Origin of the sequence: Streptomyces sp. NPDC006208, from assembly GCF_040613775.1 — a bacterium.
In the GTDB taxonomy this organism is placed as follows: Bacteria; Actinomycetota; Actinomycetes; order Streptomycetales; family Streptomycetaceae; genus Streptomyces.
The window spans coordinates 44,057-69,138 of sequence record NZ_JBEXSW010000047.1 but is presented as its reverse complement, the minus strand read 5'-3'; the positions used below and the strand labels follow the sequence as shown (position 1 = coordinate 69,138).

The following is a 25,082-nucleotide window of genomic DNA, read 5'->3' as shown; positions in this document are numbered from 1 at the left end:
AGAACGCCTCGGTGTTCGCGGTCGACTCCTTCCCCGAGCAGCTGCACAAGCCGGTCACCGACCACGGCGACTTCATCAACGTCTTCGACGACAACCTCATGCAGGAGTTGGTCGACTGCATCAACACCGGCCGACAGTGCGACTCCGACGACCCGGGTGACCCTCAGACCGGCCCCGAGGAGGCTCCCGATGCCGGGGCTGGGTCGGATGCCGAGTCGCCTGCCGAGTCGCCTGCTGTGAAGGATGACAAGCCGAGTTCTCCTGGTCCGGTGGAGGGGCCAGGGGCGGGCAAGCCTGCTGTCAAGGATGTGAAGCCGAGCACTGCCGCTCCGCAGGAGAGCTCGGATGCCGTGGCTGAGCCGGATGCCGGCGCACCTGCTGTGAAGGACGTGAAGCCGAGTGCTCCTGTCCCGACGAAGAGCCCGGCTGCTGTGGCTGAGGCGGATGCCGGCGCACCTGCTGTGAAGGACGTGAAGCCGAGCACTGCTGGTCCGGAGGACAGTTCCGATGCTGCGGCTGAGACAGGTCAGAGCGCGCCCACGGCGCAGGGCGCGCCGGATGCGGGTGCGAACGGCCCGGCGACCCCCGCTGCCGCCGAACCGCAGGGCGGCCTTGCCGATACGGGTGCCGTGCTGTGGCCGAGTGCGGCCGCACTTGTGCTGCTGACCGCCGGTTTCCTGCTTCTTCGGGCGCGCACCCGCCGCAGGACGGTCCGTCACCGCTGATGTAGGCCGTTGGACAGGCCATCGAGATCCCTGGCCGGACCGGCAGCGCCGGTCCGGCCGGAGATCCGGAGGCCGGGCGCAGGCACATCCGCTCATGAACGCTCGGCGGACTCCGGCGCGCTGGGGCGCGGCAGGCCAGGACGCGCTCTGGGAGCGTACTGAGCGGCCTGCGTGTGGAACATCGCGGCGTAGCGCCCCTTCGCCTCCATCAGTTCGTCGTGGCTGCCGTGCTCGGCCAGGCGGCCGTGGTGCAGGACATAGATGAGGTCGGCGTGACGCACACCGGACATACGGTGGGTGACGAGGACGACGGCGCGCTGCGGGCCGGCGAGGCGCCGGATGCGGTCGAAGGCCTCGATCTCCGCCTCGGGGTCCAGCGCCGAGGTCGGCTCGTCGACGATGAGAATGCTGTCGGCCGGACAGGTCGTCGTACGCCAGTGGGTTCGGGCCAGCCCGATCTTCTGCCACTCGCCGCCGCTGATCTCCGAAGCGCCCCGGAACATTCGGGCCAACAACGTCCGTAATCCGTGGGGGAGTTTGTCGATGACCGGCGCAGCGCCGGCATAGTCGACCGAGGCTTCCAGCTCCTCGTCGAAGGCCGCCCGGTGGGGACGTCCGATCCCGATGTTCACCGCGGCCGTCATCGGCCAGCGCTGGAAGTCCTGCGTGAGCAGAGAGACTCTCTCGAAGACCTGCGACCGGTTCAGATCGGTCAGCTCCACAGCGCCCCATCGCACGCTGCCGCTCTGGGGCAGCAGCAGACCGGCGAGAATCTTCATCAGCGTGCTCTTGCCCGAGCCGTTCTCGCCGACGACCGCGATCACCGACCCCATCGGAACGGACAGGGACACCTCGTCCAGCGCGGGCTCGTCCCGGTCGGGATACCGGTAACTGACCTTGTCCAGAGCGACCTTGTCCATACGGGCGGGCACGCCCGCTCCTGTGTCAGGGATCGCGCGCCGGGCCGCCTCGGTCAGGAAGCGCTCGTGATCCTGGACGTAAAGGGACTCCTCGTGAAGCTGGTTGATGTTCATCACCAGCGCCCCCAGGCTGGCCGAACCCGACCGGACGGCGATCACCGCGGTGCCGGCGACGGCGAGTTCCATGTGTCCGGCGACGATGAGCCAGATCATGACCCCGTAGGTGCAGGCCATGGCCAGGCCGGAGAACGCCGCGGCCACGAGCTCGGTGACCGCCTTGTCGTTGGCGAGCCGCTTCTGTTCGGCCTCCGCGCTTTCGGACATGTCGCGGTAGCGGTCCAGCAGGAACGAGCCGACCGCATGGATCCGTACCTCCTGAGCGGCGCTGCGTTCGGTGAGCAGATTGCCGATCAGGCGGCCGGCGCGCACATGCTCGACCCAGGACATCACCGACACGTACCTTTCCTGCGCCACCCTCATCGCCCCCCACCCGCGCGGGGCCGCGATCAGCAGCAGCATCGGCAGCAACGCCGGGTGCAGAATGGTGAGGACGCCGGCCGTGGCGACCAGGGCGATGGTGCTGTTGAGGGCGGCGACACAGGCACCGATCATGACCCTGGCGGCGGCCGCCCCGTACTGCGCCACGTCGATCAGACGCCGGAACGCCGGGTCCTCGATCGCCTCCAGCTCCACAGCGGCGGCCGCCGCCAGATACTCGGTGGTGGCCAGCCGCTCCACCAGTGGCTCCAGACGCCCGGCACGCGACGTGGACCAGCCCGCGAGGCCGGCGTTGACCACGGCGACGACGGCGACGGTGATCAAGGCCGGCAGGGCCGTACGCAGCCGGTCGATCGCGGTGCCGCCGCCCAGCAGGGCATGCATGACCGCGTTGACGGCCAGCAGACTTGCCGCCGCGGCAACACCCTGCCCCACCTCGCCGAACCCCACGCCGAGCAGGGACGGGCGGTCGGCTCGCCAGGCTCGGCGCAGCGTCCCCAGCACCAGCCGGGGCAGGGCCCGGATCGCCGTGAGCATTGTCAGGTCGAGCTGGGCCCGTTCGTACTCGGACCAGCCGGTGTCGTACCGCAGCGGCCCCCCGAACAGCTCCCGTTCGGCCTCGGAGACGGTGGGCTCGATCATGCGTACGCGCCGGAAGTACCGCTTCACGCCACGTCACCTGCGCCCATGGCCGGTGTATTGGCGGCCAAGCAGCCCGAGTGCGCCCCGGAGTTGCCGAGCACGGTGGCCGGCCGGCCTGGCGCAACCACCCTGCCCCGGCCCACGCCGTCCCGCTCGGCCGTGACGATCCAGGTCTTGCCCCGTCGATGCGGCTTGCCCCTGCGTCCAAAGGACGCCGCGTGCGTCGTCATCATCCCTGCCCCCCGATCCCCTTTGCCTTCTACGTTGCCCCGCAACGCGCGCCCGGCCTCGAATCCGGCCGGACTTCTTGTGCGTATGACACGGCAACCTCGGTGACCGGCCCGGGGGGAGGCCTTGACGGTCGCGTGCGCGGGCCGAGGACGATGCGCACCTGATTCACGTGGCGGGGAGTACCGGCATGGCTGTGCGCGCTCAGCGCTCACCGGCGGTTGCCGAGAGACCCGCCTTGACGTGGCGTGTGAGGTCGTCGACGAGGACTTCCTCCCGTCCGGACCCGAGGGCGTCGAGGATTTGGCGGGCGACGTCCTCGGGGCTGGTCTTGGGCTGGTCCGCGTGCGCCGCCATGTCGGTGTCGATGAAGGCGGCGTGAGCGGCGACCACCAGAGTGCTCTGGCCGCGCAGCTCTTCACGCAGGGCGTTGGTCATCGACCAGGCGGCCGCCTTGGAAACTCCGTACCCGCCGACCTGTGGCAGCGGGAGCCAGGACAGCACGGAGAGCATGTTGACCAGTGCGCCGCCGCCGTTGCGTCCGAGCACCGGGGCGAAGGCCCGGCTCATCGAGAGCGTCCCGAACAGGTTGGTCTCCAGGTCCGCGCGGGCGTCGTCGAACGTGGGCGCGGTCAGCAGTGAACTGCGGTGCATGACCCCGGCGTTGTTGACGAGCAGGTTGGTGTCCGTGCAGCGCTCGGCAGCGGCGGCGACGTCGGCCGGGTCGGTGATGTCCAGAGGGACGGGGACCAGGCCGGGGTCGGTCACGGGCCGGGGGTCGCGGGCTCCGGCGTAGACGGTAGTGGCGCCGGCGGCCACAAGGGCAAGGGCGATGGCTCGCCCCAGGCCGCGGTTGGCCCCGGTCACGAGCGCGGTACAGCCGGCGATCTCGAAGGTGGTCACAGGTTCTCCAGAATGGTGGCGTTTGCCAGTCCGCCGGCTTCGCACATGGTCTGCAGTGCGTAGCGGGCGCCGCGGGCGCGCATGGCGTGGATGAGCGTGGTCATCAGACGGGTGCCGCTGGCCCCGAGAGGGTGGCCGAGGGCGATGGCGCCGCCGTGGACGTTGACCTTTGCGGGGTCGGCGCCGGTCTCCTTGAGCCAGGCCAGGACAACGGCGGCGAACGCCTCGTTGACTTCGAACAGGTCGATGTCGTCGAGGTCGAGACCGGCGCGGCGGAGCACCTTTTCGGTGGCCGGGATGACTCCGGTGAGCATGAGCAGGGGGTCGGAGCCGGTGACGGCGAAGCTGTGCAACCGGGCGAGCGGCCGCAGCCCGAGGCGTGCCGCGGTCTCGCTGGAGGTGATCAGCACGGCGGAAGCGCCGTCGTTGACCGGGCTGCTGTTGCCTGCCGTGACCGACCAGTCGATGTGCGGGAACCGCTCGGCGAAGCCGGGGTCATGGAACGCGGGCCGGAGCCCGGCGAGGATCTCGGGTGTGGTTCCGGGGCGTACCGACTCGTCGCGCGTGACCGGTCCACTGTCTGTGCGGACCGGGGCCGTCTCGATGTCGAAGAGCCCGGCCTCCCAGGCGGCGGCCGCCTTGGCATGCGAGGCCGCGGCGAACTCGTCCATCGCGTTCCTGCCGAGAGACCACTGTGCGGCGATGAGCTCGGCGCTGATGCCCTGCGGTACCAGGCCCTCGGGATAGCGAGCGGCGATGCCGGGCCCGAACGGGTCCGTACCGGGCGGCACGTTGGACCACATCGGCACCCGGCTCATCGACTCCACACCACCGGCGACCACGATGTCGTACGCCCCGGAGATGACCCCTTGGGCGGCGAAGTGCACCGCCTGCTGTGAGGATCCGCACTGCCGGTCGACTGTGGTGGCGGGCACGGACTCGGGGAAGCCGGCCGACAGCCAGGCGTACCGCGTGGTGTTCATGGCCTGCTCACCGACCTGATCGACCGTGCCGCCCACGACGTCGTCGACGAGCGCCGGGTCGATCCCGCTGCGCTGGACGAGCGTACGGAGCGTGTGCGCGAGCAGGTCGACCGGATGGACACCGGACAGCGCACCACCCGGCTTTCCCTTGCCGATCGGGGTACGGACGGCCTCGACGATGACGGCGTCACGCATGGCGACCTCCCTCTGCACCGTCCCGGACGGTGGGCTGGATGATGCGGGCCTGCTGGGCCAGTGCCAGCAGGCGCCCGTCGCCGGACCACACGGCACTGTCGTCGATCGCCCAGCCGCTGCCTGCGTGCTCGGTGCGCATGCGCACCAGCGCCCACCCGTCGACCGGGCCGGCGTCCAGGGCGTCGGTGAAGTGCACGGTCAGCTCGGCCGTCGGAACCGGACGCGGCGACGTCCAGACGGCGAACAGCGCGGGAGGCAGGGCGTCCGTGAGGATCACCACCGCCTCGGCGTCCAGCGGGCGCCCGTCGGCGAACCGTATCCACGCCACCAGTTCGGCCCGCTCCCCGCCGCCGAGCGGGCGTGCGCCGGTGGCCGGGCGGATCTCCAGATGCCGTGCGAACGGGGCCAATTCCTGGGGGAGGCCGATCGGCCCGCAGCCCTCCGGTCCCGGTACGGGCGGCATCGGCCACGCACTGTACGCAGGCCCCGAACCACCCTGGCCGAAGAGCGCCGTTCCCGTCAGTGCCGCTTCGACGCCCTGGCGTCCGGTGAACGTACTCACAGCGGCGCGGCGCCCTGTCCGAGGGGCATGAGCCGCGAAGTGCAGCGGCCGCTGGTCGACGGGAGCCAGGAAGTGCGTGCTCAGCGTCCGCACCGGGCGGGGCTCCTCGCCCAGGTCGACCAGGTGGTCCCGTGCGGCGGTCAGCGCCAGCGCTGCGGAGTACCCGCCGTGCGCTCCGTCCCAGGACCACCAGGACGGGTCGACACCGTCCACGGTCTTCCCGACGTCCAAGGCTGGAACGCTCATGGCATCTCCTGAGGTTAGTTTGAAAACTGGATTCACCATACCCGGGTGAGTAGGAAAATCAAACGCACCGGGTATCGTGGACACATGCCCGGATCCACGACCGCACGCCCCTGCTCCATCGCCGACGCCCTCGGCGTCATCGGTGAGAAGTACTCGCTTCTTGTTCTGCGCGAGGTGTTCTTCGGCGTGCACCGTTTCGATGTGATCGCCCGCAACGTCGGCTGCCCCCGCGACGTCCTCACCGCCCGGCTGCGCAGACTCGTGGACGCCGGAGTTCTCGAGAGGCGGCTCTACCACGAGCGGCCGGCGCGGTACGAGTACCACGCCACAGCCGCCGGACGGGAGTTGAGGCCGGTGCTGCTCATGCTGATGGCCTGGGGCGACCGCCACCTCGCGGACGTGCCGCCCACCGTGTTCGAGCATTCCTGCGGAGCCGAACTCGACCCTGCGGTGATGTGCCGGGCCTGCGGGGGAGAGGTCCGTGCCGCCGACGTCACTCCTCACTTCCAGGTGCCGGGCTGGACCGCCGAGGGTGTGGCCTGAATCCCTCGAGCGGACGGGCTCTGGGGGGGAGGGGCGAATTCCGGTCCGGAACCGTCCGCGATCGCCTGTGAGCCCGCAGACCCTGCGGTCTGTCGGCGCCCGATGCGGCGGTGCGCCTCGCGCGGTCGACGGCGCACCCGCGACCCTGGCGGTTGAACGGCCAAGTCGCGCCCGGAGCATCAGGGCGGAACTCGTGCGCCGCGCCCAGAGGGCTGGTCGAGGCACACTCGTGCGCGCTCCGCCGCCTCTCGTTACGGTGTCACGCGACGGTTAGGGTGAGTCACAGTCGAACCGGAAGGAACGCACGTGACCGGCACCCCTCGAAGCCCCCGTGCCCGCTTCCGCGAGCAGACGCGCGCCGAGATCAAGGACGCCGCACTCCAGCAGCTTGCCGAAGGCGGCACCTCGGCAGTCGCGCTCATCCGTATCGCCAAGAGCCTCGGTATGTCCGGGCCCGCCCTGTACCGCTACTTCGACAGCCGGGACGCGCTGTTGACCGAGCTGGTCCGCGACGCCTACGACGACCTGACCGCGGCCGTCCGGCACGCCGCTTCCGGCATCAGGGCGCAGGCGACCCCGCGATCCCGTCTGCACACGCTCGTGGACGCCTACCGCACCTGGGCCGTGGCCCAGCCGCACCGCTATCTCCTCATCCAGGGCACGCCTGTCCCCGGCTGCACCGCTGCACCGGACACGACCGACCGGGCCCGCGCCGCCATGACGCCTTTCCTGGCCGCCTTCGGCGCAGCCGAGCCGACCGGGTCGGTGCAGCCGGTCGTCGACCAGGTGACGGCCTGGACCCGGCAGGATCCCGCCGTCGCCGCGTGGGCCGCCGAGCACTCTCCGTCGCCGGGCACGGCTCTCGCCGGCGTCGTCCTGGCCTGGTCGCACATGCATGGTGCCGTGAGCCTCGAAGTCTCCGGCCAGTGCTCCGGCATGGGCCACACGGGCGACACGCTCCTCGCCGCGCAGATCGACACGCTTGCCGACGCCTTCCGCCTTGCCTGAGAAGGCCACCACGGTGATCGGTCCGACCTCCTGCTGCCGCTGCTGCGGTGATCGCGGAGCTGACGAGATGACGAGCTGCTGCACGTCGTAGCGCCGGGTGAGCCGGTTTCACCCGGACGGCCCGTGGAATTCACCCGCATGCTTGCCGGGCCGCGCCTGCTCGGCGGTGCTCGGAAACGCTGAGGCCCAAGAAACCCCTCCCTCGGAAATGGGTATCAGCATGGCTATACGTTCCGTCTTCGGTCACAGCCGTTCGCGTCGTGGGGGTGCGGTCACAGCCGTGCTCGCGGTCACGGCGTTCGCCGCCGTCGGGCCTGCCGCCGCCGCCGACGCCACGCCCACCGGGCCTGGGGACGGTGCCGGGTCCAAGCCCACTGTGGTGCTGGTGCACGGCGCGTTCGCCGACGCCTCCGGCTGGAACGGCGTCACCGAGCGCCTGCAGCGAGAGGGCTACAACGTCGTCGTTCCGGCCAATCCGCTGCGCGGACTTGCCGGTGACTCCGCCTACATCGCGAGCGTCCTCAAAGCCATCCAGGGCCCGATCGTGCTGGTCGGCCATTCCTACGGCGGCGCGGTGATCAGCAGCGCCGCCGCCGGAAACCCATCGGTGAAGTCGCTGGTCTACATAGCCGCGTTCATGCCGGACAAGGGCGAAGCCCTGGGGCAGCTGGCAGCCAAGTTCCTCGGCAGCGAACTCGGCACCGCGCTCAAGCAGTCGCCGTTCCGCAACGCCGACGGTTCCAACGGCACCGACCTCTCCATCCAGCTCGCCAAGTTCCGCGAGGTGTTCGCCGCCGACCTCCCCGCGACGACCACAGCTGTCATGGCCCGGTCCCAACGCCCCATCAGCGCCTCCGCGCTCATGGACAAGGCCCCATCGGCGGCCTGGAGAACCATTCCGTCCTGGTCCATGATCGCCACTGGGGACAAGGCCATCCCACCTGACCTGGAGCGGTTCGGGGCGAAGCGTGCCGGTTCGCACACCGTCGAGGTCAACTCCTCCCACGTCGCGATGCTCTCCCACCCCGACGCGGTCACTGATCTCATCCGCCAGGCAGCCGCGGGTCGGTCGCCCGCGAAGCCGGCCCTGGCCGACACGGGCCCGAGCACCCTGGCACTCGCAGGTTTCGGTGCGGCCGCCACGGCGATGGTCCTCACGGGCGCCGGTCTGGTTCTGTCCACCCGGCGGCGGGGCCCCGCCCGCTGAATCAGCGTGCACCGACCGGACGTTCTGCGACGTCGCCGTGCGCAGAGGGCCCCCACATGCCGCGAGGAGCCGTCATGGATCTGCACCTGTCGGGAAAGGTGGCGGTGGTGACTGGTGCGAGCAAGGGCATCGGTCTTGCGGTCGCGCAGGCGCTGGCCGCCGAAGGTGCACGGGTGGCCGCCGCTGCCCGTACGCTCACGGAACCCCTGTCCGACCTGGCGGCCGACGATCAGGTCCTGCCCGTGCTCGTGGACCTCGCCACGCCCGAAGGCCCGGCCCATCTGGTCGCCGAAGCCGTCTCGTCGTTCGGCGGCCTGGACATTCTCGTCAACAACGTGGGGGCCGTCCGGCCGCGCCCAGCAGGCTTTCTGTCTGTCACCGACGAGGACTGGAACTGGAGTCTGACGATCAACTTCCTTGCCGCGGTCCGCACCACGCGAGAGGCGCTGCCCCACCTGATCGACAGCGGCAACGGCGCGGTCGTGACGGTCAGTTCGGTCAACTCCTTCCTGCCCGATCCGGCCGTCATCGACTACTGCGCGGGAAAGGCGGCACTGACCAACTTCTGCAAGGCTCTGTCCAAGGAGGTCGGACCCCACGGAGTACGCGTCAACACGGTCAGCCCCGGACCGGTGGCGACGGACCTCTGGCTCGGCGACGAGGGGGTCGCCGCCGCCGTCTCCGCGGCCAGCGGCGTTGACGCGGAGGCCGTCGCCCGCGAGGCCGCGGGCCGGGCAGTGACCGGCCGGTTCACCCGTCCCGAGGAGGTTGCCGACCTGGTCCTGATGCTGGCAAGCGACCGCACCGGCAATGTGACCGGTTCCGACTTCGTCATCGACGGTGGACTCGTCACGACCCTCTGACGGGGCACTACCGTCCCGTCCTCCTCCTGCGCCACGGCGCGTGCGAGGTGGCGCGCGATCATGGGGCTGACCGGCCCCGATCCGGGAGTCCTGATCTGCCCGGGCTGCAGCCGAGTGAGATCGCCATACCAGGGCACACCGTCCTTTAGGCCTCATGTGGCCCGATATGCGCGGCGATGCCTGCTCGCCGGTGGAGGTGACCGGTACGAACGGGCGAGCCTCGTCGCTCGTGGGCAGACCCCCGCCGATCGGGCGTGCCGAGGAATGAGCTCCGGCGTGTGGGCGAGGTTCTCACCTGGCACCCGGTTCATCTGGGTCGGCGCTCTTCGCGGGCCCTCGTCGCCGAAACGGACTGGTGGGTGACCATCGTGCACCGAGCAAAAAAGGCCTCCTCCTACAAAGGCACGTCATCGAAGGCGATCCTTCATCAGTACGACTTCCTGGGCGACTTCTACCGGCTCACCCTGGGGCCGGAGCTCGTCTACTCCTACGGCATGTGGGAGGAGGGCGACACCCTCGAATCAGCACAACTGCGCAAGCTCGACCACCACGCCGAGGCAGCCCGCGCGGTGGGCGCTCGGCGGGTCCTCGATGTCGGCTGCGGATGGGGCAGCCTCCTGCACCGGCTGGTGGAGACCCACCACGTCAAGCACGCTGTAGGGATCACGATGAGCCCCGGCCAGGCCGCGTGGGCGCGCGACCAGCACTGGCCGGGATGCGAGGTCCGGACCGAGAACTGGTTCGACCACGAACCGGACGGGCCCTACGACGCCATCATCGCGATCGAGGCGATCGAGCACTTCGCCGGCAACACCATGTGGCGGGCAAAACGCATCGCCCGCTACCGGGAGTTCTTTGAGCGCTGCCATTCCTGGCTGCTGCCGACCGGACGGCTCTCCCTGCAGGCCAACGCCTGGAACGACCGAGGATGGCTGACCTCCCTCGTACTCTCTCCCGAGCAGCTGGCTTCGACCGGCGAGAGGGGAAGCGGCAGTGAACACCTCGGCCTCCGGGCGATCCAGGGCGGGGTCAAGAACGTACGTGAGGGCCTGCACGCGTCACGGAAGGTGTTCCCTGAGTGCTTCCTGCCGACTCGGGCCGAACTGACGGAAGCCGCGGGCGGCCTGTTCCGGGTGGTCGAGACGCGAAGCGACCCCGCCGACGGCGTGCGCACTGTACGGATCTGGCTGGAACGGGCAGAGGCCAACCGTGCGCGCGGCGCGGAGCTCATCGGCGAAGGCGCGGTGTCCGACATCCTCAGGGAGCAGAGGACCGCGCTCAGGTTCCTGCGTGAGGGGCGCTTCACGGTCGTCCGTATGGTCTTCGAGAAGAGGTGAGCCGGCTCTCGGGCGGCCGGGCGGCGCTTCACCCGCAGGCGGCCCGCAAGGACCGCTGCGCGCCGTCGGGCCTGCTCGAAGCGGGTGCGACTCCTCAAGCGGTGCAGGCACGCGAGCGATCTTCCCTGGCGTGACAAGAATTACATATTCAACACATTTAGTCGGTTTTGGTGAATTATTTCGTGCGAATCCAGGCGTGCTGGGCTGTTCTTGCTGCCCCGATGCGCCATTCCGGCCGATCATCACGGGAGAAACATGGAACGCACAGCCAGCAGGACCGGCAACTGGCGGATCGCTCTGCCCGTCGCAGGAGTGGCTGTCGTGTTCGGGGTCGGAGGCCTCTACGCCACCGGTCTGGTGGCCGGTGACGACATCGCCGAGGGCACGCGGGTGCGCGGCGTCGACATCGGCGGGATGGGCAGGGCGGAGGCACAGCGGGTCCTGGACCGTGAGCTCGGGCAGGCTGCCGCGGCACCGGTGGCGATGAAGATCGGTGACCGCGTCGAGAAGGCCGATCCCGGAGCGCTCGGGCTGTCCCTCGACACCGCCGCGACCGCCGACCGCGCTGCCGGCGCAGGAACCGATCCGTTCACCGTCATCGGCAGGCTCTTCGCCTCCGAGGACCGGGACGTCGATCCGGTGATACGCATGGACGAGCGCAAGAGCCGGGCCGCCGTCGACCGCATCGGTGCGACCGCCGGCCAGCAGGTCCGCGACGGCGCGATAACGTTCGAGAACGGCAAAGCAAAGGCCGTCGCTCCGGTCACCGGCGTCGCCCTGGTCGCAGACCAGGCTCTGGACACCCTTCGCGACGCGTACCCCCGTACGACGGCCGCCGGTCCCGTCGTGATGCCGGTGAAGCAGACGCAGCCGCGGATCGGCGCGCAGGAGACCGCGCGGGCCATGAAGGAGTTCGCCCAGCCCGCGGTTTCCGGCCCGATCACGCTCACATTCGCCGAGAAGCGCATATCCATCGGCCCCGAGGCGCTCGGCCGTCATCTGGCGATGAAGCCGGACGGCCGGAATCACCTTGCGCCGGACCTCGACTCCAAGGGCCTGCTCACCGACCCCGATGTCTCGGGCCCGGTGCAGGCAGCCGCACAGGCCCCCCGGGATGCCACGTTCCGGCTCGACGACCGTGACCGCGTGGTGGCGCAGGGGAGCCGCGTGGGACTGCAGGTCACCGAGAAGGCGCTCGGAAAGGCCGTCGTACCCCTGCTGACGCGCTCCGGCGCGGCCCGCACCGGGGAGCTTGCGGCCGAAACCGTTCAGCCACAGCTCACCAGCGCATCAGCACAGCGGCTCGGGATCAAGGAAAAGGTCTCCTCCTTCACCGTCTCCTTCCCGTCCGCCCCCTACCGCAGCACCAACATCGGCCGCGCCGTGGAGCTCATCAACGGGTCGGTGGTCCTCCCGGGGCAGGAGTGGAGCTTCAACCGGACGGTCGGCGAGCGCACCAAGGGGAACGGCTTCGTCGACGGCATCATGATCAACAATGGTCAGTACGTGAAGTCTCCCGGCGGTGGCGTCTCTGCCGTTGCCACCACCATGTTCAACGCCATGTTCTTCGCAGGCGTAAAGCCGGTCGAGTACGGCGCCCACTCCTTCTACATCGAGCGCTACCCCGAGGGCCGCGAGGCCACGGTCGCGTGGGGCACCCTCGATCTGCGGTGGATCAACGATTCCGGCAACGCGCTCTACATCCAGGCCGAGTCCACCGGTACCTCGGTGACCATCACCTTCCTCGGCACGAAGAAGTACGACGAGATACGTGCGACCCAGGGGCCGCGCACCAACGTCAAGGAGCCGGGCATTCGCAAGAGCAGTGGCCCGACGTGCGAGGTCCAGACCCCGCTCGAAGGCTTCGATGTCGCCGTCGACCGCGTCTTCGTGCAGGGCGGCCGGGAAGTCAAGCGAGAGAACTTCAAGACCCACTACACGCCTCGTGACAAGGTCACGTGCAACGCGCAGGAGCCGGCACCCACGGCGGCAGTGGACATTCTGCGCGCGCTCGAGGTCGACGGTGACCCCCTCGGCTGACAATTCTGCTCGGCCGACAGGCGCAGGCCCAGTCGATGTCGGCGTTGCGCCCGGGGGCACTCCTGTGTTCGGCGGATCATGTCCGGGGCGTACGAGGCGCGTGTGATGATCGCGCCATGACCGTCGTACCCCTGAGACATGCGCCGATCCTGGCAGTGGTGGCCGCGTTGACCACCGGGTGCGGGCTCTCGGCCGAACTCGAACGTGAAGCGGATCCCGCGCGGACCGGAGCACAGGAGCGACCCCAGCCGTCGGGCACCGGTCCGTCGTCCGGTGCCCGGTCGCGGCCGCCCGGTGATGCCGTGCCGAGCCCTTCAGCGGATGGGCAGGACTGTCCCGACACGGGTGTGCTGGTGTCGACCGGCACAGTGAACGCCGCCATGGGACTCCGCGCCATGCCCGTGACACTCACCAACTGCAGTGACCGCGACCACCGGCTGAACGGCTACCCCGACGTACGGGTACGGGACGTGGACCACGAGCCCATGGACGTAACGGTGCTCAAGGGCCCGGAACCGATCACACAGCTCGACGCCCCGGGACCGCACCCCGTGACGCTGCGGCCCGGGGAGTCCGCGCGCAGCGTGTTCGTATGGCGCTACTCGGCCGTCGACGCGGCGACACAGCGTGGGAGCGGCGTGTACGTGGAGATCGCCCCGACCGCCGGGGTGGACCGCCAGACTGTGCAGCCGGAGGGCGGCCTCGACGTCGGCGACACGGGACTGCTCGGCACGACGGCGTGGCAGAAGGCCGTCGACCAGGGCCTGTCCGACCGGTCACGCCAAGGCTGAGCGCAGGGAACGGGCCGGTTCGCCGCCTTGCTCCCGAACGGGAACCGCTGGTCCCCGCTGTGTATCTTCACAGGTGTCGTCGGCCCGGCGCGCAGAAGCGTGATGGCGGGCCATCAGCGGGGGATGAGGGATGTTTGCTGTGGGTGGAGCGGAGTGGGTCATCGGGACGATCGGCCTGCTGTTTGCGGCTCTTGGGATCGTGATGCTCGTTCTCACGGTGCGCAGGGTCCTGGAGTACAGGCGGACTCTGCGGGAGGGGCTTGTTGCGGAGGCCCGCTGTCTGGAGACGTTCGTGGTGCACAACCGCTCGTCGGAGGGGCACGGGCACAGCCAGCGGCGTCTGATCCTCGGGTTCCAGACGCCCGACGGGCGGGATGTACGGGCCGAGGTCACTTCGGAAGTGCCGTATGTGGTGGGGGACATCGTTCCCGTGCGCTATCTGCCGCAGCGCCCTGAGCGGCCGGTACCGGCCACGGCATCATCCGGGCTGGGGTTCGGTCTGTACCTGATCGGCGCAGTGGTGACGGTCTTCATCTGCGTGGGGCTCTTCTTCGCCGCGACCGGCTTCGGTCTTGCCGCGGCCACCGACGAAGTGGTCGATGACGGCGGGACCGTTTCCGACACGGAGGACTGGATCACCGAGCCCTAGGTTCTGGCCGGCGGCCCCGCGGTCGGCTGTGTGCCGCGCGGTCGGACTGCCGAGAAGTGCTCGGTTCAGCGGCCGTTCGCCGGGAGCCGGGTCAGGGCGCCGTCTGCCGGGCCGGGTCGGAGAGCGATGCCGCGTTCGGTTCCTCGTCGGTGACCTTGTAGCCGGGCATGGACGGCCAGCGAACCGTCAGCACGACGGATTCTTCCTCCGCGAACCACGAGTGATCGACGCCCCGACCCCACACGACGTAGTCGCCCTGCTGGGCCAGGAGCACACTGCGGCCGGGGAGTTCCACACGGAAGCGGCCGCTGACGAGGACCAACAGGGCGGTACGCTCCTCGCCGGTCACCCACCGCGCCCGCTCATCGCCCTGCGGGTGGACCCCCCACTTGATCTCAACGGCCTCCGTGTGTCGGGGGTCAGAAGCTTCCTTGAAGTGTCCGACGAGCCATCCCCGGTCCAGAAGTGCGTCCTCGCCCGCATTGCCCACGTACACACTGTCGTTCATGGTTTCGGAACGTAGCAGTCGACCACATCGGCTCCAGCAAAGGGCATGCAAGGCCGAAGGGCGCGTTTGAAGGTCCCGGTCCGGCCGGCAAGCAAACCGGTCGTCCACGGTGACGGACCCTGACGACCGGACCGCCCCGGCCACACACAGCAGACTGACGCCGTTCGATCAGGCCCCGTCGCGCACGGAGTGGGGCAATCCCCGGCTGGTGGTGGCAACACCAGGTTCAGTACACACTGCCGAGTACCGCACCCCGCCTGCCAGGATCGTGGCCATGAAGCGACGCACTACCTTGATCACCGGCGCGACCCAAGGGCTGGGCCGTGGTATCGCACTCGACCTCGCCGCACGCGGCGACACCGTCCTGCTCCACGGCCGCGACCGCACCCGCCTCGATGCCGTTGCAGCTGAGGTCCGCGCCGCCGCACCGCACGCCACGGTCCGCACCTACCTCGCGGATCTGGCCGACCTCGACCATGTGCACGCGATGGCCGCCCAGGTGCGTGCCGCGGAGCCCCGCCTCGACGCGCTGGTCAACAACGCGGTTGCCGGTGGCGGCTCCGAGCCCCTGCGGCGGGAACTGAGCCAGCAGGGACACGAGTTGCGGTTCGCCGTGAACCACCTCGCCCCGTACGCCCTCACCCGCGACCTGCTGCCGCTGCTCGCCGCATCCGCTCCGGCCCGCGTGGTGAATGTGGCTTCGATCGGGCAGGAGGCCATCGACTTCGACGACGTCATGCTGGAGCAGGGCTACGAGGGGCTACGCGCCTACTGCAGGAGCAAGCTCGCAATGATCATGGCGACTCTCGAGCTGGCCGCCGAACTCACCGGCACCGGCGTCACCGTGAACACCCTCCACCCGGCCCACCTGATGGACACCGACGGAGTGCGGGAGTACGGCCTCACTCCCGTGACAACCATTGACGAGGGTGTACGGCCGACGGTGCGGCTGATAACCGACCCGGACCTGGAATCCACTACCGGCCGCTACTTCGACCAGTTCACGGACACTCGCGCCCACGAGCAGGTGTATGACGTCGACGCCCGCCGGCGCCTCATGGAGTTGACCCATCGCCTGGTCGGATAGCTGAACCGAAGTGGGCAGTGGTCGAAGAGCTTGTGCCACGCGGGGAGCGGTCAGGCCTCGGAGAATTCGATGGCCTGTGCCGGGCAGGCCCTGACGGCTTCCCGCACCAGCGGATCTCCCGCCCCGTCTTCCCGCCCTGGCAGCACCGTCCCGAACCCGTCGTCGTCCTGGGTGAACACGGAAGGGGCTGTCAAGGCGCACTGCCCGCTTGCGATGCAGGTGTTGCTGTTGACGCTGATCTTGGTAGAGGACACTGGTCCATCCCTCCGAACGTCTGGCACACGGGGTCTCACGCCAGTGCATGATCGCGTGGGCCGACCCCGTCGCACGGCAAACCCGCCGTGCGTCACCCGGTCGGGGAACCGGGGCTGGATCAGACGGGCGACCTCGTCCCTGGTGTCCGCCCTGCGGCGGAGTCCGTATTCGGCGAGGGATTCCTCGAGAGAACCCCCGGTCTCTGCACCGTGCGGATGCCCGAGTCATCCCGACGCGGCGGCGGCTGAGACGGGACGCCGGGTCGGATCCGGGCGGGCTGCCCCGGCTGTCGACCTCTCACTGCCACCGGGCCGGATCACCTGCGGCGATGGCTGCCGCCCGCCGGGGTCACAGTCGGACGATGACCAGGGCGATGTCGTCGCTGGCGCCGCCGCTGAGGCCGAGGCGGGCCAGTAGCGTGTCTGCCAGGCGGTCCGGGTCCAGCCGTTCCTGCTGGGCGAGTGTGTCGGTCAGGCGGGTGAGCCCCGTGTCGATGTCTTCGTCGCGGCGTTCGATGAGCCCGTCGGTGTAGACCACAAGGGTGTCTCCCGGGGTGTACGACAGGCTGACCTGCGGGCGAGGGACATGGTCGGGGCGGGCGCCCAGTGGCGGGTCGGTCGCCTGGTCCAGCAGCGCGCAGGTTCCGTCGGCGTGCATGAGGACCGGCGGCGGGTGGCCGGCGCAGCTGTAGGTGATCAGGCGGCGGCTCCTGTCGATCAGGATCGCGACGGCGGTGGTGGCCAGGGCACCGACGACGCTGCGGGCATACAGACCGAGCACCTCCATGGCCCTGGCGGGGCCGTTGGCGGTGCGCATTGCCGCGCTCAGCGCGCTGCGGAGCATACCCATGACGCTGGCAGCCTCCAGTCCGTGGCCGACCACGTCGCCGACCGCCACGGCAAAGCTGTCTCCGGGCAGGTTGATCACGTCGTACCAGTCACCGCACACGTTCAGCGAGCCGGCTGCGGGCAGGTAGCGCACCGCGACGTCCGAGCGCTCATCGAGGTCCGGCGAATGGAGCATGGCTTCCTGCAAGGTCAGCGCGACCTTGCGTTCGCGGGCGTGGGCCTGCCGCAGCTCCTCGTTCAGCAGTTGCAGCTCCCGGGCCCGGGCGTACAGCTCGGCTTCCATGGTCTGTTCCCGCTCGCTCAGGTCTACGCCCTGGAGCCGGTGCCGATGGGTACGGACGAACGCGGTCACATCCTCCACCCGGTGGATGATCCACGCCACGGTGCCGTCGGGCCCAAGGACAGGCGTGTTGATCGGGCTCCACCAACGTTCCTCGAACGTACCGGGCTGGTCCATGAGCGGAATGTCGTACTTCTGCAGCGCCATGGTGTCGGGTTCCTGGGAGGCCAGTGCCCGGTGCAGCGAGGCGCTGAGATTCTGCACCCCGTCGGCCTTGGGGTCTGCGGGGTTGTCCGGGAACGCGTCGAAGATGTACTGCCCGATCAGGTTGTCCCGCGTGCGCCTGGTCGCCTCCAGATATGCCTGGTTGACACCGACGATGTCCAGGTCGGCATTCAGGACCAGGTACGGGCTCGGCGTCGCCGCGAACAGCGCCGCATAATCGATCTCTGGAATCGTCACATGCATCCCCTTGGACCGACGGACCACTACCAATCTAGGAGGCGCCCGGCGTTCTCGCCTGCCACGACGCTCTTCGCGTCGGCGCCGGCACATCCTTTGCTGCGCCGGGCGACATGCTGGTACCCCGCCGTCATCAGCTCGTGGAGCAGCTGCCCGGCGTCCTTGGGGCGCCAGGCGACGGCAGTTGATCCACATCGAGGGAACGCGGTTGTACCGCAGGCAGTCGATGCTCACGAGAACGGGAGGCGGAGGCACCGTCCGGTCATTGTGGCCGCGGGACGGCGAGGAACAGCGGGAACTCAGGCCGCTCGGGCACTTCTTGCTGGAGCGGCAACAAGGCTCGCCATGTCCCCGTTGATCGCGCACGATCAGGCACCCATGGTGGCGCATGACAGATCGAGAGTCCTGGAGTGTTCATGTCGCAGCAGGTCACGGCCCTCACGCATCGGCTGGTCTCCTCGCCCGCAGGCCGGATCCACTTGGTGGAGCAGGGCACCGGGCCGCTGGTGCTGCTTGTGCACGGATTCCCGGAGTCCTGGTACTCGTGGCGCCATCAGCTGCCGGCCCTGGCCGCGGCCGGGTACCGGGCGGTCGCCATCGACGTCCGTGGCTACGGCCGGTCCTCCAAGCCCGGCAACACCGGCGCGTACCGGATGCTCGATCTGGTCGAGGACAACGCCGCGGCCGTGCACGCGCTGGGCGAACAGTCCGCGGTGATCGTCGGCCACGACTGGGGGGCGGCCATCGCCGCCAACTCGGCTCTGGTCAGGCCGGACGTCTTCCGCGCGATGGGGCTGCTCAGCGTTCCCTACGCCCCGCGCGGCGGACCGAGGCCGAGCGAGGTCTTCGCGCGGATGGGCGGGGACGAGGAGTTCTACGTCTCCTACTTCCAGGAGCCCGGCCGGGCCGAGGCCGAGATCGAGCCCGATGTGCGCGGCTGGCTGGCGGGATTCTTTGCTGCCCTGTCCGCCGACACCATGCCCGCACCAGGCGCCCCCGCCCCGCACTTCGTCAGCCGGGGCGGGACGCTGCGTGACCGGTTCCCCACCGACCGGCTGCCCGCGTGGCTCAGCGAGAACGACCTCGCTGTCTACGCCGGGGAGTTCGAGCGGACCGGCATGAGCGGGGCACTGAACCGCTACCGGAACATGGATCAGGATTGGGAAGACCTCGCCGGCGTCGACGGCGCCCCCATCACCCAGCCGTCCCTGTTCATCGGAGGCAGCCTGGACGCCGCCACCACCTGGATGGCCGACGCGATCGATGCATACCCCACCACACTGCCCGGCCTGGTCTCCTCCCACATCCTCGACGGCTGCGGCCACTGGATCCAGCAGGAGCGCCCGGCCGAGGTCAACCGGCTTCTGACCGACTGGCTCGCCTCTCTGCCCTGCTGAATCCTCCCTTCGACCGGACGGCCAAAGGGACGCCGAAGCTCCGGCGCTCGCGCTGCTGCGCGAAGCCTGCGACCGGCAGGACCAGTTGTCATGCCTGCGGGTGGCGTACGTCCCCGTGCGGATCAGTCACTGGCACGCCCCGTGGTGTTCGGCGTGGGACTGCTCGTGGGCGAGGCGCCGGCACTGCCGGAAGGGCTTGCGGAAGCACTCGGCGTCGGCGCCGGCGTCGGTGACGCCGAGTGGCTGGGGCGGCCACTGGAAGGGCGGGGGGTCGGCCGGGCCTTCACGGGCGGCGGGCTGCTGCTGGCACGAGGAGCCTGGGAGGCCGGTGATTCCCGGGGAGCGGCCGTCGCGCGTGGACGCTGGGGCGCACCGCTGGTGCGGTCCCGGACGCCTCCTCTGGTCGGGTGCGTGGCCGCACGTTCCGGTGAACGGGTGTTCGGTGCTTTGGTGGCGGGGGCCGGGGGCTCGTCGGGGGATGCCTGTTCCGGGCTGGGCGCTGCTTGTGGCACACCTGCGGAGTGCTGGGGCAGCAGCATTGCCCCGGCCATGCCGCCGAGCACGGCCATGGTGGCCGCGGCGAGACTCCGACCGCCGTACTTCTTCACACGCGGCGGACACTGCCGCCGGGCTGCGGGCACCTCGGCCGAGGGGGCCGGTGACGAGGGAATGTCGAAGGACTCCAAGGAGCCCGGTCCCGCACTGAACAGGGCATCCGGCATCGTCGTGTCGACTGCCGGAGCACCGCCGCTCGGCTCGCTCGGCGGTGTCATGCGGGAGTCGTACGCCCCGCACTCCGGGCAGGTCACGGCGCCATTGAGGGTGCGGCGGCAAGGGGAGCAGTAGTCCATGGGCTCGACCGATCAGTAAGGGAGTCGCCGGCAGCAACCGCGGTCGGCCGACCGGGCTGGGCGGCAAGCAGCCGTCAGCAGGCGGCTCTTGGCGTCTATCGGAAGGACCGTTGACATGTGCGAACCTCACTCACTCACCGGTCTGCAGAAGGGTCACCGGTTACCGAGATAAACGGGACCGGACCGACCCGGCGTTCAATCAGCGGCCGAAACGTGGGGTACGCAACTCCCTTGACGCGGCAGCTGGTCATGCCGGCCCCCGTTCCGCACGGGCCGGCCATGCCCGCCTCGGCGGCGCGGACGAGTGCCGCGGTGGCCGTCGACCGGGACTGCTGGGGCCATGCCATCGTCCAGGGTGCGGGCGGCGCACCCGTGACGTAGCGGTGGGCGATGCCGAGCTGCCCCCGAGTGACATGGCCCAGGTCATGTCCGAAGCACTGCGGCGAACGATCCGCTTCCAGCAGATCAGCGGCGAGGCATACAACGCGACCTTTCAGCGGCGAGGCATACAACGCGACCTTGATGCGGGCGGGCTGTGGCGAGAGGAATCAGTGCACGAGATAGAGCGTGAGGGCGCCGCCAGGCTCAGAAATGCGGGCGACGTGACCATAGCCACGAGCCGTGGCGTAGGCGCCGGTGCCGCCGGTGATGGCGAGGTCGAAGTCGCTGGGTGGGGTGCCGACAGCGGTGGTCTGCAGGTGTTGCCACGTCACTTGCCCCCGGGGAAGGCTGAATGTGCCTGTGCAGAGGTTGGTTTGCGCCGACACTCGGGTGCACACCGCACCCTCGGTGCCATAACTGACGCCTCTGCGGAAGAGGTTCGCGGTGATGATGATCTGGTCGCCGATCCCTCGTCCGGGTGCCCCGTGGTCGACCATCGTGGTTCCTGTGCCCGTCGACGTCAGGCTGATGACCTCCGCGCGGCTCACGCTGCCCCAGTTCAGGGGGTACGGGTCGTTGGATGCAGAGGCGGAACCCGCGAGAGTTGCGAGCGACAACGCCGTTGCTGCCACCACGCCCCACTTAGAAATGGAAAGCATTGTTCCTCGCATGATGAACGCGGCTTCTTTGGTGCGCTCAGAATCTCATTGTGTGATTCGGTGTCAATTCCATAACTCGACCAAAGCGCCTGGTTCATCCATCCGGCGGCATCTCCCGCAATACGCCGAAGCTGACCAGCTCTCAGCCTTCCGGCAATGGGACGCCCGACCGACAACTGCCGGAGCGCCGGGTGCTGGGTGCGACCGGCGTCGGTGCGCGGGGAACGGCGGACCGAGGGCCAACTGCCCTGTGCCAGGCGGCGAGAGTGCGTGCTGCGGCCGGCGGTCCAAGCCTTGAAAGGCCGGAGCGGGGGCCGGGACGGTGGTCCCCGGTGCAGTTGCCGCGAGGCGCCGCCACGGTCCGGCCCCGGGCGAGTGAGGCCCAGGCGCGGGGGGCGTGGCCGTCGGTCTTCACCGAGGGCCCGTGCGAGAGCGGGCGACTTCTGACGGTCCTCGCCTCACGCACCCCCGCGCCCCAGCAAGACCGCGGGCGCGCAGCGCGTCGCTCGCTCAGTCCTCCAGGACCGAGAGCACGATCTTGCCCCGGGTGCGGCCGGCTTCGCCCAGCCGGTGGGCCTCGGCCGCACGCTCCAGCGGCAGCACCGTCTCGACGACGGGTCGCAAGCTGCCCTTCTCGGCGAGCCCGGCGAGGGCGATCATCCCGGTGGAGTCGGGCTCCACCAGCGTGAACCCGGTGCGAATCCCATGCGCGCCGTTCTCCTCGGTCGCGGGCACGTCGTCGGGGGAGGGCAGGGTGACGAGGGTGCCGCCGTCACGCAGCACCCGCAGCGACCGGGGCCCGTAGTCGCCTCCCACGGAGTCGAGGACCACGTCGACGCTGCGCCCGAGCCGCTCGACGAAGTCCTCGCGGGTGTAGTCGATCACCTCGTCGGCGCCCAGTTCCTTCAGCAGCGCGTGCTTCTCCTCCCGGGCCGTTCCGATGACGAACGCGCCCCGGGCCGCGGCGATCTGCACCGCGAGATGCCCGACGCCGCCCGCGGCCGCGTGGATCAGGACACGCTGACCGGCGTCGAGGCGTGCCGTCTCCACAAGCGCCTGCCATGCCGTGAGACCGGCCAGCGGCAGCGCGGCGGCCTCCAGGTGGGTGAGGCCGGCGGGCTTGCGGGCGAAGTGCCGCGCCGGGCCCGTGACGTACTCCGCGTAGCCGCCGGCCTGGCGCGGGAACTCTGGCATGCCGAACACCTCGTCGCCCGGCCGGTACAGCGTCACCCCGAGGCCGACCGCCTCGACGACGCCCGATACGTCGTAACCCAGCACCGGGGGCTCGCCGTGCATCCCGAATCCGCCCGTGGACCGTGTCTTCCAGTCGACCGGATTGACGCCGGCGGCGTGGACCCGCACGAGGATCTCCGTGGGCCCGGGCACGGGACGGGCGAGCTCGGCCATGGTCAGTACTTCCGGGCCGCCCCAGGAGGTGGGGGTGATCGCGCGCATCGTGGTGTCGTTCATGAGATGTCCTTCCCGTTTCTCGGTACGCCACCACCTTCGGTGCTTTCCCCGGCCCTCAGAACTGGCCGGATGGCCATGATGTGACAGAATCTGGCCATGACTGCTGCACAGGAGCCGAACCAGAGTGCCGAATGGACCGTGCGTGACGGCTGTGTCGTCCCTCCCGGCCCTGATCCGCACCGCGTCGTGGTTCTCGCCCTCGACGGAGTGATGACCTTCGAGCTGGGCATCCCCGCACGCATCTTCGGCACGGCTCGCTCGGCGGACGGACGCGCGCTCTACGAGGTGTCCGTCTGTACCCCCGACGGGCGGCCGGTGCGCACCGAGGCGGGCTTCTCCATCGACGTGGCGTACGGCCCCGAGGCCCTGGAACACGCGGACACCGTGGTCATCGCGCCGACGCACCGACTGGGTCCGGTCGGAGAGGAGGGCGTGCTGCCCGGACCGCTGGAGGCGGCTCTGGCACGGATCCGGCCGGGCACCCGGACGGTGTCCATCTGCACAGGGGCCTTCGTGCTCGCGGCGGCCGGGCTGCTCGACGACCGCCCCGCCACCACGCACTGGGCAGAGGTCACGCACTTCCGAAGGCTCTTCCCGCGGGTGCGCATCGACGAGGACGTCCTCTTCGTCGACGACGGCGACGTGCTCACCTCGGCCGGCGCGGCGGCCGGGGTCGACGTGTGCCTGTACCTGGTGCGACACGACTACGGCAGTGCCGTCGCCAACCAGGTGGCCCGGCGCTGCATCGTGCCGCCGTGGCGGGACGGCGGACAGGCGCAGTACATCGAGCGACCCGTACCGCCCCCGGCTGCCGCCACTACCGCTCCCACCCGTGCCTGGGCACTGGAGCGACTGCACCTGCCGCTGTCACTGGGGGAGCTGGCCGAGCACGCCCGGATGAGCGTGCGGACCTTCACCCGGCGGTTCCGTGACGAGGCAGGCGTCACTCCCGGGCAGTGGCTCACCGCCCAGCGGGTGGAGTTGGCCAAGCAACTGCTGGAGACCAGCGATCTGTCCATCGACCTGATCGCCGACCGGGCCGGTTTCGGCAGCGCCAACTCGCTGCGGCAGCACATGCGCGACCTTGTCGGTGTCTCGCCCGCCGCCTACCGACGGACCTTCCACGCCACAGCCGCGGATCGCCGCGACGGCCCGGCGTCCGGGCGGACGGAGCTCACCGCATCACGTGCGTGACGCCCCTGCAGTGCGGCAGCATGCGGGGCGCGGCAGTCGCGTGCCGATGACTGCGGCCCGGTGGTCGCGACCGGCCGGGGGTACGGCGGACCGCTGGCGCCGATCCCGCCGGGGATGCGAGCACACGGCAGCGGCCGCGAGCTGCGATGACCGGAGCCGTTCCATCAGGCTCAACGCTCCACCGTGCCCCGACCGGTCAAGCCTGCCCCGACCGTTCAAGATCGGCACAGGTGGCGAAGCGCTAGGCGAAGTGCAGCCTGACCTCCGCCGCGCCACGGGCGGAGGCCACGGTGCCGGCCTCCGCCTCCAGGGTCCTGCGGACGGCAGCGGACAGAGACCCGAACGGCGTGACGGTCAGGTCGAGTTTGGCCCCGGCGGCCTTGGCGCGCCAGGTCCCGGCGATCTCCGAACCGACCAGGAGAGCCCCGGGACCTCCGATCGCCCGCCAGATCTCTTTCGCCCGGTCCTTGTCGGGCACCAGCCGCCCGCGATCCCGCGCTTGCAGGAACGGATCGCCCGGCGGAAGGAGCCGGACGAGATCCCGGCTCTTCGCGGCACGCAGGGCGTCCAGTTCGGAGGCGGGCAGCCAGGTCTTCTCCCCGTCCACCCACACCTCGGCCAGATCCTGCGGCCACACCGCCTTGACGACGGTCGGCTTGGTGCCGAGGAACTTCGCGACGTCGGCGGGTGTGGCAGGACCGAGAAGACGCAGATAGGCACGCACCAGTCCGTCCGTGCCCGTGGCCGTGGACGGCACGGGGAACCGCTGCTCCAGCGGCGCGAGGAGGGTCCTGCCCCCTTCCGCGTCCACCCGGATCCCACCGAACAGTCCGGCCTGCTGAAAGAGCAGCCCGGAGATGTGCTGCGCCCCGCAGACGTCGCACCAGTACGTCAGTGACGCGGGCACCAACCTGCTCACCGCTGTACTGACCTCGCCCCTGACCATCGGCGCGGTCACCACCTCGCGGAAGGCGTCGGCAGTGGCCCGGAAGGCCCCGATACCGAGCCGCCTGCCCTCCTTGATCACAGCGGTATTGATCCGGGCCGTAGCGTCCGTGTCGTCGACGGGCCACAAGGCGGTGGCGAGGGCCGGGAGGGCGGCACGTCGGTGCAGATGGGGCGCGCCGCGGAACGACCACACGAGGTCCAGCCCGTCAGCGGACGCACCCCGCGAGGCAAGCGCCGCCCGTGCCGAGCCCTTCGGCGTGTCCTGTACCCCAAGATCGAGCACCTGGGGCGCGAGCGAGGAGCGGTCGAACCCATGAGCCGCCACCCGATGGGCCAGTACTTGCTCCCGGCCCACTTCGATCCGGTGTGCGCTGCTCACGACTCTGCCCCCTGCGTACGTCT

At 69.9% G+C, this 25,082-nt stretch carries 23 protein-coding genes and 1 pseudogene; 14 read left to right on the top strand and 10 right to left on the bottom strand.

Going from position 1 to position 25,082, the window contains the following annotated elements; all coding sequences use genetic code 11:
• A pseudogene (locus ABZ208_RS31270) lies at positions 1 to 725 on the top strand (hypothetical protein); the annotation flags it as partial.
• A 92-nt stretch (positions 726 to 817) separates the two neighbouring features.
• Here ABZ208_RS31270 and ABZ208_RS31265 read toward each other — a convergent pair.
• The 4 genes from ABZ208_RS31265 to ABZ208_RS31250 form a co-directional block, all read right to left on the bottom strand.
• A complete protein-coding gene (locus tag ABZ208_RS31265; protein ID WP_356912827.1) occupies positions 818 to 2,785 on the bottom strand; it encodes an ABC transporter ATP-binding protein in 1,968 nt (655 codons plus the stop codon).
• Between the two features lie 432 nt (positions 2,786 to 3,217).
• Positions 3,218 to 3,916, bottom strand: coding sequence for an SDR family oxidoreductase (locus ABZ208_RS31260; RefSeq protein ID WP_356912822.1), 699 nt, complete (start codon positions 3,914 to 3,916; stop codon positions 3,218 to 3,220).
• Positions 3,913 to 5,094, bottom strand: a complete 1,182-nt coding sequence (locus tag ABZ208_RS31255) for a thiolase family protein (protein WP_356912821.1) — start codon at positions 5,092 to 5,094, stop codon at positions 3,913 to 3,915. The genes ABZ208_RS31260 and ABZ208_RS31255 overlap by 4 nt, the downstream gene beginning before the upstream one ends.
• Positions 5,087 to 5,902, bottom strand: coding sequence for a thioesterase family protein (locus ABZ208_RS31250; protein ID WP_356912820.1), 816 nt, complete (start codon positions 5,900 to 5,902; stop codon positions 5,087 to 5,089). The genes ABZ208_RS31255 and ABZ208_RS31250 overlap by 8 nt, the downstream gene beginning before the upstream one ends.
• An 84-nt stretch (positions 5,903 to 5,986) precedes the next feature.
• Between ABZ208_RS31250 and ABZ208_RS31245 the strand changes: the two genes are divergently transcribed.
• The 8 genes from ABZ208_RS31245 to ABZ208_RS31210 all read left to right on the top strand — a co-directional run bounded on the left by ABZ208_RS31245 (position 5,987) and on the right by ABZ208_RS31210 (position 14,340).
• Complete coding sequence (locus ABZ208_RS31245) at positions 5,987 to 6,445, top strand: helix-turn-helix domain-containing protein (RefSeq protein WP_356912819.1); 459 nt, start codon at positions 5,987 to 5,989, stop codon at positions 6,443 to 6,445.
• 306 nt (positions 6,446 to 6,751) lie between these two features.
• Positions 6,752 to 7,453 (top strand): TetR/AcrR family transcriptional regulator, encoded by a 702-nt coding sequence (locus ABZ208_RS31240; protein ID WP_356912818.1) that lies wholly within the window; start codon positions 6,752 to 6,754, stop codon positions 7,451 to 7,453.
• A gap of 220 nt (positions 7,454 to 7,673) precedes the next feature.
• Positions 7,674 to 8,660: an alpha/beta hydrolase gene (locus ABZ208_RS31235; RefSeq protein ID WP_356912817.1), complete on the top strand. Its 987-nt coding sequence runs from the start codon at positions 7,674 to 7,676 to the stop codon at positions 8,658 to 8,660.
• A 74-nt stretch (positions 8,661 to 8,734) separates the two neighbouring features.
• On the top strand, positions 8,735 to 9,523 hold the full coding sequence (locus ABZ208_RS31230) for an oxidoreductase (protein WP_356912816.1): 789 nt from the start codon (positions 8,735 to 8,737) through the stop codon (positions 9,521 to 9,523).
• A 278-nt stretch (positions 9,524 to 9,801) separates the two neighbouring features.
• Positions 9,802 to 10,860, top strand: a complete 1,059-nt coding sequence (locus ABZ208_RS31225; protein ID WP_356912815.1) for a class I SAM-dependent methyltransferase — start codon at positions 9,802 to 9,804, stop codon at positions 10,858 to 10,860.
• Between the two features lie 255 nt (positions 10,861 to 11,115).
• Positions 11,116 to 12,900 carry a VanW family protein gene (locus ABZ208_RS31220; protein WP_356912814.1) on the top strand — a complete coding sequence of 595 codons (1,785 nt, stop codon included), beginning with the start codon at positions 11,116 to 11,118 and terminating at the stop codon, positions 12,898 to 12,900.
• 116 nt (positions 12,901 to 13,016) lie between these two features.
• Positions 13,017 to 13,691, top strand: a complete 675-nt coding sequence (locus ABZ208_RS31215; RefSeq protein WP_356912813.1) for a DUF4232 domain-containing protein — start codon at positions 13,017 to 13,019, stop codon at positions 13,689 to 13,691.
• Between the two features lie 139 nt (positions 13,692 to 13,830).
• Positions 13,831 to 14,340: a DUF3592 domain-containing protein gene (locus ABZ208_RS31210; RefSeq protein WP_356912812.1), complete on the top strand. Its 510-nt coding sequence runs from the start codon at positions 13,831 to 13,833 to the stop codon at positions 14,338 to 14,340.
• Positions 14,341 to 14,431: 91 nt separating this feature from the next.
• Here the strand turns inward: ABZ208_RS31210 and ABZ208_RS31205 are convergent, their stop codons facing one another.
• The gene (locus tag ABZ208_RS31205) at positions 14,432 to 14,848 is read right to left on the bottom strand and encodes a signal peptidase I (RefSeq protein ID WP_356912811.1); all 417 of its coding nucleotides are present in this window, start codon (positions 14,846 to 14,848) and stop codon (positions 14,432 to 14,434) included.
• Positions 14,849 to 15,122: 274 nt separating this feature from the next.
• On the opposite strand from ABZ208_RS31205, the gene ABZ208_RS31200 reads away from it, so the two are divergent.
• Entirely contained in the window at positions 15,123 to 15,935 is an 813-nt protein-coding gene (locus ABZ208_RS31200) for an SDR family NAD(P)-dependent oxidoreductase (protein WP_356912810.1), read from the top strand.
• A gap of 50 nt (positions 15,936 to 15,985) precedes the next feature.
• Here ABZ208_RS31200 and ABZ208_RS31195 read toward each other — a convergent pair whose 3' ends face one another.
• Together ABZ208_RS31195 and ABZ208_RS31190 are read right to left on the bottom strand one after the other, a co-directional pair.
• Positions 15,986 to 16,189, bottom strand: coding sequence for a ferredoxin (locus ABZ208_RS31195; RefSeq protein WP_356912809.1), 204 nt, complete (start codon positions 16,187 to 16,189; stop codon positions 15,986 to 15,988).
• A gap of 349 nt (positions 16,190 to 16,538) precedes the next feature.
• Positions 16,539 to 17,786 carry a SpoIIE family protein phosphatase gene (locus ABZ208_RS31190; protein ID WP_356912808.1) on the bottom strand — a complete coding sequence of 416 codons (1,248 nt, stop codon included), beginning with the start codon at positions 17,784 to 17,786 and terminating at the stop codon, positions 16,539 to 16,541.
• 410 nt (positions 17,787 to 18,196) lie between these two features.
• Between ABZ208_RS31190 and ABZ208_RS31185 the strand changes: the two genes are divergently transcribed.
• From ABZ208_RS31185 to ABZ208_RS31175, 3 genes are all read left to right on the top strand, one after another.
• Positions 18,197 to 19,177, top strand: a complete 981-nt coding sequence (locus ABZ208_RS31185) for an alpha/beta hydrolase (RefSeq protein WP_356912807.1) — start codon at positions 18,197 to 18,199, stop codon at positions 19,175 to 19,177.
• Between the two features lie 153 nt (positions 19,178 to 19,330).
• Positions 19,331 to 20,023: a hypothetical protein gene (locus ABZ208_RS31180; RefSeq protein ID WP_356912806.1), complete on the top strand. Its 693-nt coding sequence runs from the start codon at positions 19,331 to 19,333 to the stop codon at positions 20,021 to 20,023.
• Between the two features lie 236 nt (positions 20,024 to 20,259).
• Positions 20,260 to 20,409: a hypothetical protein gene (locus ABZ208_RS31175; RefSeq protein ID WP_356912805.1), complete on the top strand. Its 150-nt coding sequence runs from the start codon at positions 20,260 to 20,262 to the stop codon at positions 20,407 to 20,409.
• A gap of 167 nt (positions 20,410 to 20,576) precedes the next feature.
• Here ABZ208_RS31175 and ABZ208_RS31170 read toward each other — a convergent pair whose 3' ends face one another.
• Together ABZ208_RS31170 and ABZ208_RS31165 are read right to left on the bottom strand one after the other, a co-directional pair.
• Entirely contained in the window at positions 20,577 to 21,068 is a 492-nt protein-coding gene (locus ABZ208_RS31170) for a hypothetical protein (RefSeq protein ID WP_356912804.1), read from the bottom strand.
• 510 nt (positions 21,069 to 21,578) lie between these two features.
• On the bottom strand, positions 21,579 to 22,538 hold the full coding sequence (locus ABZ208_RS31165) for an NADP-dependent oxidoreductase (RefSeq protein WP_356912803.1): 960 nt from the start codon (positions 22,536 to 22,538) through the stop codon (positions 21,579 to 21,581).
• Between the two features lie 96 nt (positions 22,539 to 22,634).
• Between ABZ208_RS31165 and ABZ208_RS31160 the strand changes: the two genes are divergently transcribed.
• A complete protein-coding gene (locus tag ABZ208_RS31160; protein WP_356912802.1) occupies positions 22,635 to 23,732 on the top strand; it encodes a helix-turn-helix domain-containing protein in 1,098 nt (365 codons plus the stop codon).
• Between the two features lie 241 nt (positions 23,733 to 23,973).
• On the opposite strand, the gene ABZ208_RS31155 is transcribed toward ABZ208_RS31160, so the two are convergent.
• Positions 23,974 to 25,059: a crosslink repair DNA glycosylase YcaQ family protein gene (locus tag ABZ208_RS31155; RefSeq protein WP_356912801.1), complete on the bottom strand. Its 1,086-nt coding sequence runs from the start codon at positions 25,057 to 25,059 to the stop codon at positions 23,974 to 23,976.
• Positions 25,060 to 25,082: the final 23 nt, after the last annotated feature.

What these genes read in the sequence shown, in the direction of transcription:
- ABZ208_RS31220 (WP_356912814.1), top strand. Translation starts at nt 11,116, where the DNA reads ATGGAACGCACAGCCAGCAGGACCGGCAACTGGCGGATCGCTCTGCCC.
- ABZ208_RS31165 (WP_356912803.1), bottom strand. Translation starts at nt 22,538, where the DNA reads ATGAACGACACCACGATGCGCGCGATCACCCCCACCTCCTGGGGCGGC.
- ABZ208_RS31160 (WP_356912802.1), top strand. Translation starts at nt 22,635, where the DNA reads ATGACTGCTGCACAGGAGCCGAACCAGAGTGCCGAATGGACCGTGCGT.
- ABZ208_RS31200 (WP_356912810.1), top strand. Translation starts at nt 15,123, where the DNA reads ATGAAGCGACGCACTACCTTGATCACCGGCGCGACCCAAGGGCTGGGC.
- ABZ208_RS31265 (WP_356912827.1), bottom strand. Translation starts at nt 2,785, where the DNA reads ATGATCGAGCCCACCGTCTCCGAGGCCGAACGGGAGCTGTTCGGGGGG.
- ABZ208_RS31185 (WP_356912807.1), top strand. Translation starts at nt 18,197, where the DNA reads ATGTCGCAGCAGGTCACGGCCCTCACGCATCGGCTGGTCTCCTCGCCC.
- ABZ208_RS31205 (WP_356912811.1), bottom strand. Translation starts at nt 14,848, where the DNA reads ATGAACGACAGTGTGTACGTGGGCAATGCGGGCGAGGACGCACTTCTG.
- ABZ208_RS31170 (WP_356912804.1), bottom strand. Translation starts at nt 21,068, where the DNA reads ATGCTTTCCATTTCTAAGTGGGGCGTGGTGGCAGCAACGGCGTTGTCG.
- ABZ208_RS31235 (WP_356912817.1), top strand. Translation starts at nt 7,674, where the DNA reads ATGGCTATACGTTCCGTCTTCGGTCACAGCCGTTCGCGTCGTGGGGGT.
- ABZ208_RS31255 (WP_356912821.1), bottom strand. Translation starts at nt 5,094, where the DNA reads ATGCGTGACGCCGTCATCGTCGAGGCCGTCCGTACCCCGATCGGCAAG.
- ABZ208_RS31230 (WP_356912816.1), top strand. Translation starts at nt 8,735, where the DNA reads ATGGATCTGCACCTGTCGGGAAAGGTGGCGGTGGTGACTGGTGCGAGC.
- ABZ208_RS31215 (WP_356912813.1), top strand. Translation starts at nt 13,017, where the DNA reads ATGACCGTCGTACCCCTGAGACATGCGCCGATCCTGGCAGTGGTGGCC.
- ABZ208_RS31245 (WP_356912819.1), top strand. Translation starts at nt 5,987, where the DNA reads ATGCCCGGATCCACGACCGCACGCCCCTGCTCCATCGCCGACGCCCTC.
- ABZ208_RS31250 (WP_356912820.1), bottom strand. Translation starts at nt 5,902, where the DNA reads ATGAGCGTTCCAGCCTTGGACGTCGGGAAGACCGTGGACGGTGTCGAC.
- ABZ208_RS31190 (WP_356912808.1), bottom strand. Translation starts at nt 17,786, where the DNA reads ATGCATGTGACGATTCCAGAGATCGATTATGCGGCGCTGTTCGCGGCG.